The sequence below is a fragment of the Mycoplasma sp. 'Moose RK' genome (assembly GCF_015708155.1).
Classification (GTDB): Bacteria; Bacillota_I; Bacilli_A; order Mycoplasmatales; family Metamycoplasmataceae; genus Mesomycoplasma.
Window position 1 is genome coordinate 240,202 of sequence record NZ_JADDYD010000001.1, and the last position, 12,890, is coordinate 253,091.

The following is a 12,890-nucleotide window of genomic DNA, read 5'->3' on the forward strand; positions in this document are numbered from 1 at the left end:
CAAAAAAAAAAAAAAACTGCCAAAACATTGTAAATTTATTTCTTTTTTTGTAAAAATATTATTTAATTTTCACTCTGTAAGTTCTCTCAAAAATTTTTATAGTTGAGAAAAAATTCACTATTTTTGCCGTAGTCTTGGGTGAGGGTTATAGAAAAATTATGAAAAAATTCACTTTAAAACAAATACTTCTCACAACTTTAGGAGTGAGTGCGATTACCAGTGTTGCTGTTACAATTCCGCTTGTTAGTTCACTAACTTCAAGAAATTTTGATCAAAAATTGAAAGAATTTGTTGAAAATAAAAGCTCTGCCAAAAATTTGCCAAAGTTTGACATTGAAAACAAACAAGAAATTGAAGAATTAGCTAAGAAATTACAACCAAAATCAAAATTTTCTGAGCGCTTGGATGCTTATGATGCGCTTAATTTACATTATGACAAAAGTTACAATTTTGATATAAACGATGCAATTGATTTTTCTGATTTGCAGAAAAAATTTCCGAATTTAACTTTCAAAATTTTAGCACCTGAGTCAAAAAATGCTGTAAAAATTAGTCAAAATATCATTGAAGATTTGCCACTTAGTGTGACAAACCCGGAAAAAACTGTTAATTTTGTAACCAAAATAAACCTTGATTTTTCTAAAAAATTGAAGGATTTTCAATTTAGACCAGAAAATCTTAGTGCAACAATTAGCCTTTCAAAATTAGATTTTTTGAGAAACAAAACCGCAACCGAAATTGCAATTTTGTTTTATAAGGATTTTTACAAAAATTACAAGGAATCAAAAGATGAAAAAGTGGCAATTTTTAAAACTTTTTCCAAATTTGGCGGAGTTTCTTTGAGTTTAAGTTCAGATTCTTTGGTAATTTTACCCTCAAATTATGAACTAAAACCGGATTTACAATTGGAAAAACTGGTTTTTTCTAACGTTAAAGACTCGCAAAAGTCAATTTCGCTAAGTATGATTTTGTTTGACAAATTAACAAATAAATCAACCAATTTTTCCTTAAAATTTGTTGATTTGCCGTCACCAAACGAAAATTTTGTCAACAAATTTTCAGAAATTTTTAGTCAAAATTTTGATTTTAACTCTGAAATTTCAAAATATTTAGCAAAAAATAATTTGAAACCGTCGCAAATCATCCAAAAAAAGTCTAAAGATTTAAATGTAGAATCAAATTTTTCCTCTTGATTTCAAGCCAAATTTGGTAAAGGCGAAACCACTTTTTTAAACGAAATCAAACCTTTTTTGTACGACTTTACGGCTAAAAAAGTTACTTTTAAATTAGGTGAATTTGAAAAAAATCAAACAAAAAATGAAAATTTGATTCCAATAAATTTAGAAATTTCTGGAAATTTTTCAAAATCACTTAATATTCCAGCCGGCCTAAATCTTAATAGCGGCAGCGAATACACCTATAATTTTAGTTTGAATTTTGACGCGACTGCCTCAATTTATTCATCCTATTTAAAAAATGCAGCTGAAAATTTTGGTTCTGTTGCAGCAAAAAATCCTGAAAAACTGAATTTTGAACTCAAAAAAGATTTGCCAATCACAATTTTTGCTTCAACAATTGATGACACAATTAAGCAATTTTTCAACAAACCACTCGATCTTAAAAACATTACGAAAACTGCGGCGCCATTGTTTGAATTGTTAAATTTCTCCACTAAATCTAAAGAAAAACTAGCAGTTGTGGTGCCAGAATCTGAGGCTAATGAGTCAAAGGATGCTGCTGCAACAGAACCTAAGCCAATGAAGGTTTCACATGTTTCAACTACTTTGTTTGATGAAGAGTCAGTAAAAGCAACTAGTCCTAAAAACCCAGCTTCTCCAATTGTTCCAGTGCCACAACCGCAGCAAAAACTAGGTGATTATTTAAAATCTTTTTTTGAGGATCTTGCAAAAAGCAAGTTTTTGCCGAACACTTTCGTTTATTTGTCATCAAGTTTTAAAGATCAATACACTCTTCAAATTGAACTCAGAGAAAATGAAAGCATTATTCAGAAATTTGAGGTCAAAATTGATGATGTTTTGCCAGACAATGTTGCCTACAAGGAACTCACAGATAACACCAAAACTTATCTTTTTCTTGATTGACAAACAAATGTTAAAACAGAAGTTCTTGAAAATGAAAAGACAAAAAAAGTAACTTCAATTTCATCAATTAATAATAAAGATTTAAAATTTGTGCCCGGAAAAAGAGAAGAAAAAAATTGAACATTGCCCGAAACAAAACCTTATATTAACGAAAAAGATGGCGGAATCTATTTAACGGATTCAGGTCTAGATTTAGAAAAAACAACTAAAAATAGCCCATCATCAGCAACACAGTCTTCAACTAGTTCACCAAAAACAAATCCAACCGCTGATGATTTAAAGTTAAAACTTGGAAAAACTTTTGTCTATGTTTTTAAACCAACAAAACCAGTTGGTCCGATTTATGCAAAGTATTTTTTGTTGAAAACAACCACAGAAACAAATAAAAATAATTTTGGTTTGTTAATCAGACCCTATAACACCATTTTTCCAAATATTTTGAGTACTAATTTGATAGGTTATGAATCTGAAAAAAAACCTTTATCACAAGGAAGATTTCCAGATTTAACTGATTATGAGCAAATTAGTTCTAATGGTGGTACAACCTTTGTAATGAAAACCACGCTGCAAAACACTTATAACGGAAAAGCTGATATTAAACTCAAGATTGATAAAAATAAAAACCCTCTTCTTGATGTTAATCTTAAAACTAAAAACTCTGTGGATCCGCGAAAAGATTTTCTTTCTCAACCTAATGCGACAGTGATGTTAGTTTTAACAATTGACAAAAATGATGAGGGAAAAAATAAACAAAAATTGAAATTTTCCCTTTACACATCAGAGCACAAAAATGGTTTAGAACCAATTTTCAATTGGGACCAGGACATTGAATTTGGTCTGCAAGTTGATTTGTCGAAGAATTTGACGCTTGGAACCACAAAAACTCTTGGCGAAAAATGGCCACCAGAATATCAGTCATCAGGTAAAACGTCCAAACCTGCGACACCAGTTAATCCTGATTTGGCACCAAAAGGTGGGATCACTTTTAAAGCCCTTGCCTTGTTTGATAAACCCAAAACCCATGAAGGCTTAACTGAAATCCTTAGAAAATTTCATCAACAATATTTTGAAAAAACTGATAATTAGTGATTTCAAAAAAAAAAAAAAAAACATTTTGCGTTTCAATATATAATATAAAAAGTATCTATATATTACATAATGGATATGTAAAAAAATAAAATTAAGTAAGAAAAGTTTTCATGTATTTCATTTTTTCCTTTATATTTGGCTTATTATTTGGCCGAAAAATTCAAAAAAGATCAATTTTAGCGCTATTTTTTTGGGCGATTTTTTTGTTGGTTACAGGGATTATAATTATTTTTGTGCTTGAAAAACCTTGATTTGATGCAACCTCAATTGTTGGTCTTTTGTCAATTACAATTTCAATGTTAGCAACAGTTTTAAGATTTGGCCTTTTTAGCAGTTTTTCGATTTCCTATCACAATTGAAGGATGGAATCGCAAAATAAAATTTTGAAAAAAAAGGGTTTTGAACCCCAAAAAATGGAAATTAACCATGCCTTTATTAAAAAAAAACAAAAAGAAATGTCATGACTTTCGATTTTTATTGGATTTTTTATTGGATGTTTGTTACTAATTATTAGTTTGCCATTTTTGTTTTCTTAAAATTAAAACCATATTTGTTAGCATCTTTTCTTGGTTTAAAGTCTAATTTTAAGTGGATGTACAAAAAGTTGTAAATTGTGTTATAATTAACGATCAAACAAATTTCCGTAACTAATTTAAGGGGGTAAAGATATGAGAAAATTTAATTTACAACCTAATTTAATAGACAATTTTGGCAAAAAAAAAAAAAAAACTGCCAAAAAATTGTAAATTTATTTCTTTTTTTGTAAAAATATCATTTAATTTTCGCTCTATAAATCCTCTCAAAAATTTTTATAGCTGAGAAAAAAATTCACTATTTTTGTCGTAGTTTTGGGAGAGTTATAGAAAAATTATGAAAAAATTTACTTTAAAACAAATACTTTTCACAACTTTAGGAGTGAGTGCGATTGCAAGTGTTGCTGTCACAATTCCGCTTGTTAGTTCACTAACTTCAAGAAATTTTGATCAAAAATTGAAGGAATTTGTTGAAAATAAAAGTTCTGCCAAGAATTTGCCAAATTTTGACATTGAAAATAAACAAGAAATTGAAGAATTAGCTAAGAAATTACAGCTAAAATCAAAATTTTCTGAGCGCTTGGATGCTTATGATGCGCTTAATTTACATTATGACAAAAGTTACAATTTTGATATAAACGATGCAATTGATTTTTCTGATTTGCAGAAAAAATTTCCGAATTTAACTTTCAAAATTTTAGCACCTGAGTCAAAAAATGCTGTAAAAATTAGTCAAAATACCATCAAAGATTTGTTGCTCAGTGTAACAAATTTAGAAAAAACCGTCAATTTTACAACCAAAATCAGTCTTGATTTTTCCAAAAAATCGAAAAACTTTCAGTTTATCCCCGAAAATCTTAATGCTACAATTAATCTTTCAAAATTAGATTTTTTGAAAAACAAAACCGCAACAGAAATTGCAATTTTGTTTTATAAGGATTTTTACAAAAATTACAAGGAATCAAAAGATGAAAAAGTGGCAATTTTTAAAACTTTTTCCAAATTTGGTGGAGTTTCTTTGAGTTTAAGTTCAGATTCTTTGGTAATTTTACCCTCAAATTATGAACTAAAACCGGATTTACAATTGGAAAAACTGGTTTTTTCTAACGTTAACGACTTGCAAAAGTCAATTTCGCTAAGTATGATTTTGTTTGACAAATTAACAAACAAATCAACCAATTTTTCCTTAAAATTTGTTGATTTTCCGCCATCAAATGAAAATTTTGGCGATAAATTTTTACAAGCTTTTAGCCAAAATTATGAACTAAAACCGGAAATTACAAAATATTTATCTGAAAAAAATTCAAAAGTAAAGGATATTTTTCAAAAAAAACCTTCTGATTTAGTTGCAAATTTTGATTTTATTTCCTGATTTAAGGAAAAAGATCATAAGACAAAATCAACATTTTTAAGTGAAATTAAAGATTTTTTTCCTGGTTTTGAAGTCAAAAATGTTGATTTTAAATTAGGATCTTTTCATGAAAATCAAGCAGAAAACGATAATTTAGTGCCAATAAATTTGCAAGTTAGCGGAAATTTTTTAGAAAGCAACCTACCAGCTGGTCTAAATTTTGGTAACAAGAACGAGTATACTTATAATTTTAAATTTAATTTTGATGCTTCCAGCAAAATTAATTCTTCATATTTTGAAAATGCAATTAAAAATTTTGACTTAACCGTAAAAGATTTTAAAAATTTGAATTTCAAAATTAAAAAGGATTTGCCAATCACAATTTTTGCTTCAACAATTGACAATTCAATCAAGGATTTTTTGAACAAACCACTTGAATTAAAAAATATTACAAAGATTGTTTCTCCTCTTTTTCAAATTCTTAATTTTTCAGTAAATTCTAAGGAAATTGATGTTCCCGGAGCAAAATCAACCCTGCCAGCCCAATCAGTTGCCATAAAAACTCCTGTTTCAACGACCTTATTTGAAGAAATGACTATTCAAGGAGTGCAAGTTGCAGATTCCGCAACTAAAAACCAGTCAACTCAAGAAGATTCTGTTGAAAAATTAGCGCCTGAGCCAAAAAAATCACTAAAAAAAATGGGTGATTATTTAAAATCAATTTTTGATGGTCTTTCAAAAAGCAACCTTCCACCCAACACTTTTGTTTATTTATCAACGAGTTTCGAGGATGAATATACTCTGGAAATCAAGATAGAATCTGACAAGAAAGTGTTGGAAACGCTAAAGATTAAGATTGAGGATGTTGCCCGCGATAACGTCGCTTACAAAGCGCTTAAAGATTCAACAAAAACAGATCTTTTCCTTGACTGACAAACAAATGTTGAAACAAAAATTGAGAAAACTGATGAAAAAAATTCAAAAACCTTGGTGACTTCAATTTCGTCAATTGACAATTCAAATTTAAAATTTGTGCCTGGTCAAAGGCAAAAAGATAATTGAAATCTAAATGAAACTAAACCTTTTATTAGTGAAAAAAATGACGGAATTTATTTGACTGATTCAGGACTTGATTTGCAAAAATCAATTACAGATCAAGCGTCAGGTTCAGATCTAAAACAAAACTCAGGTACTACTGATTTAAAATTGAAAATTGGAAAAACTTTTGTCTATGTTTTTAAACCAACAAAGCGAGTTTCACCAATGTATGCAAAGTATTTTTTGCTAAAAACAACTACTACAGAAAAAAATAAGAACAATTTTGGTCTATTAATTAAACCTTATAACACCATTTTTCCAAATATTTTGAGTGCCAATTTAATTGGTTATGAATCTGAAAAAACACCTTCATCACCAAAAAGATTTCCAGATTTAACTAGTGATTATGAAAAAAATATGTCCAATGGTGAAACCATTTATAGCATAAAAACTCAACTACAAAGCACTTATAATGGAAAAGCGGACATTAAATTAAGGATTAAAAATCACTCGCCTATTCCTGAAATTAATTTATCTACTAAAAATTCTGTGGATTCCCGAAAAGATTTTCTTTCTCAACCCGACGCAACAGTGATGTTAGTTGCAACAGTCGAAAAAAATGAAAATACAAATGAAAAAAATAAGCAAAAATTAAAATTTTCCCTTTACACATCAGAACATAAAAAAGGATTAGAACCAGTTTTTAATTGGAAACAAGATATTGAATTTGATTTGTTAGTTGACCTATCCAAAAATTTAACACTTGGAACTACAAAAACTATTGACGAAAAATGACCTCCTTCTGACCAACCTAAAGTTAGTTCTGATTTGGCACCAAAAGGCGGTATTACTTTTAAAGCTCTTGCCTTGTTTGATAAACCTAAAACCGATGATGCGCTAACTGAAATCCTTAGAAAATTTCAACAGCAATATTTCATTGATAATTAGTAATTTTTATATAAAAATCAAAAATTTATTATTAAAATTTTTGATCATATGGCGTGATTTTGAATTAATTTTGAGTAAGCACCCATGAAAAATGGTAAATTTGTTGTGAAAAAACAAAGGTTTTTCCTAAATTTTTCTATTTTTCAGGTCTTTAAGGTGACTTAAATTCAAAAAAGCGCCTATTATCGGCGCTTTTTTGAATTATCCACTTTTCAGGATTTTCAGCTTAAAAAATGGATAAAATTTGAAGCAAAAATTTTAGATGTTAACAATGAGACTTTATGGAAATTTACTCATAAAAACCTTTGTTTTTACCACTTTTTAGTGGAAAATCTATTTGATTTTTCTTAAATTTTTCCGCTTTTTACCAAAAAAAAAAAAAAAACGACTTTAATTTAAAAATATCACCGAAAATCAATGCTTTTTATAAAAAATTCATAAAATTAACAAAATTTGTCAAAATTATGAATTGTGCTATAATTTTTTCAGTTGATTTGAATAAAAATTATATATTTGAAGTAAAAAATTCGCTAATTTTACGCTAATTTTGAAAGGTGTTTAGATAAATTATGAAAAGACTGACTCTAAAACAGATAATTCTTATAACTCTCGGGGTCAGTGTAATTGCGAGCGCCGCTATTTCCATTCCATTTTTTAGCAGATTAAATTTAAAAAATTTTGATGAGAAATTGAAGCAATTTGTTGATAAAAAAAATTTTGCCAAAAATTTAGTAAAATTAACTAATGTAAATAAACAAGAAATTGAAGAATTAACTAAGAAATTACAACCAAAATTAAAATTTTCTGAGCGCTTGGATGCTTATGATGCGCTCAATTTGCATTATGACAAAAGTTACAATTTTGATTTAAACAATGCAGTTGATTTTTCTGATTTGCAAGAAAAATTTCCCAATTTAACTTCAAAATTTTAGCTCCTGAGTCAAAAACTGCTGTAAAAATTAGTCAAAATATCATCAAAGATTTGTTGCTTAGCGTGACAAATTCGGAAAAAACTCTTAACTTTACAACCAAAATTAGTCTTGATTTTTCTAAAAAATTGAAGAATTTTCAATTTATACCAGAAAATCTTAGCGCAACAATTAGCCTTTCAAAATTAGATTTTTTGAGAAACAAAACCGCAACCGAGATTGCGCTTCTGTTTTATAAAGATTTTTATGAAAATTACAAAGGATCAGGAGATTCTCAAAAAGCACTTTTTAAAACTTTTTCCAAATTTGGTGGAATTTCTTTGAATTTAGGCTCAGATTTTTTAACTGTTTTGCCCTCAAATTATGAAATAAAACCAGATTTGCAACAAGAAAAATTGGTTTTTTTAGAAATTGATGATACTAAAAATTCAATTTTATTGAACATGATTTTATCAAACAAATCGTCAAATAGTGAAACTAATTTTTCTCTAAAATTTGTTAATTTTCCAGCAAAAAGTGAAGATTATGGACAAAAATTTTTGCAAGCTTTTAGCAATAATTATGAGTTAGAACCAGAAATTAAAAAATATTTGTCTGAAAAAAATTCAAAAGTAAAGGATATTTTTCAAAAAAAACCTTCAGATTTAGGTATAAAGTTTGATTTTGTTTCTTGATTTAAGAAAAAAAATCAAGAAACAAAATCAACATTTTTAAATGAAGTCAAGGATTTGTTTCCTAGTTTTGAACTCAAAAATGTTGATTTTAAATTAGGGACTTTTCAAGAAAACCAAATAAAAAATGACAATTTAATTCCAATAAATTTACAAATTTCTGGAAATTTTGCAGATAAAATTTTGCTTCCAGCCGGCCTAAATCTTCACGAAAATAGGCAATATAGCTATAATTTTAGTTTCAATTTTGATGCAACTAGTTCAATTAATTCGTCACTTCTTAAAAAAGCAATTGAACTTTTTGATTTTGAAGGTGCCAAAAATCCTACAAATTTAAATTTTGAACTAAAAAAGAATCTTCCGGTTACAATTTTTGCTTCAACAATTGATGACACAATCAAAGAATTGTTTAATAAACCTCTTGATTTAAAAACTATTACAAAGGAAGCAGAACCACTTTTTAATTTGCTTAATTTTTCAGTTGAATCCAAAAAAGCAATATCATTTACCAAGACAAAACCTGTTGAAGTTTCAGCAACTTTGTTTCAGGAAGAAAAGCAAGTGGAAGAAGCTTCAAAATTACCAAAAGATGAGAAAAAACCAGGTGACTATTTAAAGTCTATCCTTGAAAATTTAGCAAAATTAACTTTCCCACCAAACACTTTTGTATACTTGTCTTCAAGTTTTGAGAACAAGTATACTTTAAAAATTGAAATTAAAACTAATGATATAACTCAAGAAAAACTTGAAATTGTAATTGGTAATGTTTTCAAAAAAAATAGTGCTTATGAAAAAATCAAGCAATTAACAAAAGTTCACTTATTCCTTGATTGACAAACAAATGTTGAAACAAGGTTTGATGATGCAAAAAAACAGAAGCTTTTAACTTCAATTTCGGCAATTGATAACCCTAATTTTAAATTTGTTGTTGGTGGTTATAAATCAAATTCAGATGAACTTCCTTTTCTTGATGAAAAAAATCAGGGAATTTATTTAGCCGAAAAAGGGATAATTTATCCAGAAAAGAAAGCAACTACACAACCCCAACCAGTTCAGCAAGGCAAAGGAACTGATAATAATGGCGGGACAAGCACAGTAAATAATTCAGCAAAAATCACGCTAGGCGAGGGCATTTCGCTTTTTTACGCTTTTAAGCCAACAAAATTACCGCGGAATTATTTTACAAGATATTTTTTATTCAAATCAGTAGCAAATAATGGTAAACAATTCGGTTTAATTGTTGAACCTGACAAAGTTAAAAAAGAATACAATCATATTGGTCCTGATTTTGTTAAAAGTGATAAATTTTCGGTTTTTGAAGCGGATAAATCAAAACAGGATTTTAAAATTGAACTAAAATGATGAAAAAAAGAAGCTGCACACATAACTTATAATGGCAAATTTAATCCCATTGATAGCAAAGACGAAAAATTTAAACAAGAGCCAGAAAATCCAATTAATCTTGACTATGATTTTCTTAATGAATCCGATTCAACAGTAATTTTGGCAGTAAAAGTTCAAAGAAAAGATGGTAAAATAGTGTTAAAATCTTCATTTTTCACAACTGGATATGAAAAAGGTGAAAAACCAAAATTTGAGTGAGAATGATCGATCCCAAACGACAAATATTTTGAAATAGATTTATCAAAAGGGCTTAGTTTAGGAGCGATTGCTTCAAAAGAATTGTTTTTGGTTGAAAAAGTGTTTAAAACTGAAAGAAGTTTTGCAGGAATTACTTTCAAAGGTTTTGCCATGGTTGATAATCCTAAAAATAATGATATTTATGACAAAATTTTTGAAATATTTAGGAAAGAATATATTTAAAAGTCTAATAAAAAGAGATTTTTGAAAAATTTTCTTTGATTATTTTTATTTTATGTTAAAATACACTTTAGTTTTTATAATTTTATAGGGTTTAAAAATGATAACAAAAAACTTGATATCTAAGTCTTTTTATATTGACATGATTTGAGCAAAAATCACGATTTTTGTTTTTAAGTTTTTTAGCATTTTTAGTAAATTTATTTACAAAAAAATAAAAAATACCCCCTTTTAATTTAATTATTTAACTTTTAGAAAAGAATTTAATTAAAATTTTAAAACGGGGTGAACAACCCCGTTTTTTCTTTTTAAAATTAAAAAAGTCAGCAGAAGAGGTGAAAAATGTCAGATAATAACAATGAAAATCCCCAACATTCTAATGAATTATTATCAAAAAATTATCTAAATTTGAAGATTAATCCAAAATATATTGACAATAATAAAATTTATACTGTTAAAAAGGCAAAAATCCCCAAATTTGTTTGACTAAAATACGTTAATTTTGACTCGCTTCCCTTTCGTTTTTTCAAAAAACTTGTCAAAATTTTTCTTGAATTCCTAATAGTTGCCTGAATTGTTGCCACCCTTGTTTTCTTGCTAATTGATTCAATTCCGGGTGAACCAGGTTTTCTTGATGGACTTTCGGAAGCACAAAAGGCAGCAGAAAAACATGCTTTTGGCCTTGATCTTCCACAAGCTCAACGCTATTTTAATTATTTATGAAAATTTATTAATTTTGATTTTGGAATTTCATACAGCTTACGCCCAAGAGTGCCAATTAATGACTTTATTTGACAGCGTTTCTTGACATCTTTTTCAATAGGAATAGTTTCTGTTTTCCTAACAATTGCCATTGGTGTCCCACTGGGGATCGCTGTGGGCAAAAACCCTGGAAAATTTCTTGATAATTTTGCAACAGTTTGAATTGCGATTTTTTCATCTATTCCCTCCTTAGTTTTTGCTTTAACCCTGCTTATAATTGGACAAAAATCAGGGATTCCTTACATTTTTAATGTTCAAGATTTTGCCACTTTTGTTCTTCCGGCACTAGCGCTTTCAATTGGTTCAATTATCAGCTATGTTCGTTATATTCGTTTTGAGCTCAACAATGAATTAAATTCCTTACATGCAAAATTTGCCTATCTTAAAAATTTGAGTCGAAACCGTTTTGTCTGAACTCACGCGCTTAAATCCTCACTTTTTCCAATAGCTACTTTTTTTCCAATTGTTGTTTTAGGTTCTTTTATTGGCTCAATTTTCGTTGAAAAAATCTTTTTAATTACAGGTTCCGGTGGAATAATGATTGATGCAATTCAATCAAAAGACAATAACATTATCCTGTTTCTTGTTATTGTTTATTCACTTTTGACAATAATTTCTTACACTTTACGTGACATTAGTTACGAATTACTTGATCCTAGAATCAGAAGGAGAGCAAAATAGTGCAGCAATTTCCCTCAATTGAAATTTATTTAAAAGATGAACTAAAACCAAATCCAGTTTTCCAACCATTTTCCTACCAAATGTGAAAATTAATGGTTAATCAAGCTAAAAATTTTGATCGTAATTATTTTGGTAAGCCAAGAAATAATTTTCATGACATTTTTCGCCGATTTTCAAGATCTTTTGCTGGTGTTTTTGGTCTTGTTACAATTATTTTTATGCTGATTTTAGCACTAATTATTCCGTTTACAACTGGTTCACCAACACAGTTGCGACCTGATATGAAAAATTTGAATTATTTTACTGGCAGCTTCATTCTCGGAACTGACTTACAAGGTCGAGATGTTTGGGCTTTTTTGTGACACGGACTCCGTTTTTCACTTATTCTGAGTTTTATTGTTGCTTGTTTTAATATTCTTTTTGGAACTCTTTTTGGAACTTTAATGGGAAATTTTGACCTTTTTGACAAAATTTTTACATTTATTATCAAAATAATTTCTAATGTACCAACAATTTTAGTGATAATTTTGATGACACTTGTTTTGCGCCCTAGTTTTTGGGTTTTAGTTTTATCATTTTCATTAACTGGTTGAATTGGTCTTGCAAATCAAGTTCGCGCACAAATCAAAAGAGCCAGAAATTTTACATGAGTGGTTGCTTCACGTGTTTTAGGAACGCCTTCATATAAAGTTCTTTATAATTTTGTGCCCTTAATTGTGCCACTTTTGATCACAAATATTGTTTTTGAAATTCCAGGAACAATTCTTGGCGAAACCGGCCTTGCTTTTATTGGTCTTTCATTGCCAAATGTGCCAACTTTAGGAAATGCAATCAATGCTGGAATCCCAATAGTTACCTTGTATCCACGTTATGTTTTAATTCCTTCTTTTTTCTTAATTTTATTAACTTCTTCAATTCAAATGATTGGAAATTCAGTTCAGGATGCCTTAAGGAGGCAAAGATAA

General features: G+C 28.6%; 7 protein-coding genes. All 7 read left to right on the top strand.

The window, feature by feature from the left end; all coding sequences use genetic code 4:
• Positions 1 to 158 precede the first annotated feature (158 nt).
• The 7 genes from IM807_RS04175 to IM807_RS00975 all read left to right on the top strand — a co-directional run bounded on the left by IM807_RS04175 (position 159) and on the right by IM807_RS00975 (position 12,890).
• Positions 159 to 3,188 (top strand): P110/LppT family adhesin N-terminal domain, encoded by a 3,030-nt coding sequence (locus IM807_RS04175; RefSeq protein WP_196362713.1) that lies wholly within the window; start codon positions 159 to 161, stop codon positions 3,186 to 3,188.
• A gap of 113 nt (positions 3,189 to 3,301) precedes the next feature.
• Complete coding sequence (locus IM807_RS00950) at positions 3,302 to 3,727, top strand: DUF3899 domain-containing protein (RefSeq protein ID WP_196362714.1); 426 nt, start codon at positions 3,302 to 3,304, stop codon at positions 3,725 to 3,727.
• Between the two features lie 334 nt (positions 3,728 to 4,061).
• Complete coding sequence (locus tag IM807_RS04180; protein ID WP_196362715.1) at positions 4,062 to 7,061, top strand: P110/LppT family adhesin N-terminal domain; 3,000 nt, start codon at positions 4,062 to 4,064, stop codon at positions 7,059 to 7,061.
• A gap of 569 nt (positions 7,062 to 7,630) precedes the next feature.
• Positions 7,631 to 7,993, top strand: a complete 363-nt coding sequence (locus IM807_RS00960; RefSeq protein WP_196362716.1) for a P110/LppT family adhesin N-terminal domain — start codon at positions 7,631 to 7,633, stop codon at positions 7,991 to 7,993.
• A 62-nt stretch (positions 7,994 to 8,055) separates the two neighbouring features.
• Positions 8,056 to 10,485 (top strand): hypothetical protein, encoded by a 2,430-nt coding sequence (locus IM807_RS00965; RefSeq protein WP_196362717.1) that lies wholly within the window; start codon positions 8,056 to 8,058, stop codon positions 10,483 to 10,485.
• Positions 10,486 to 10,824: 339 nt separating this feature from the next.
• On the top strand, positions 10,825 to 11,925 hold the full coding sequence (locus tag IM807_RS00970) for an ABC transporter permease (protein ID WP_196362718.1): 1,101 nt from the start codon (positions 10,825 to 10,827) through the stop codon (positions 11,923 to 11,925).
• Entirely contained in the window at positions 11,925 to 12,890 is a 966-nt protein-coding gene (locus IM807_RS00975; protein WP_196362719.1) for an ABC transporter permease, read from the top strand. The genes IM807_RS00970 and IM807_RS00975 overlap by 1 nt, the downstream gene beginning before the upstream one ends.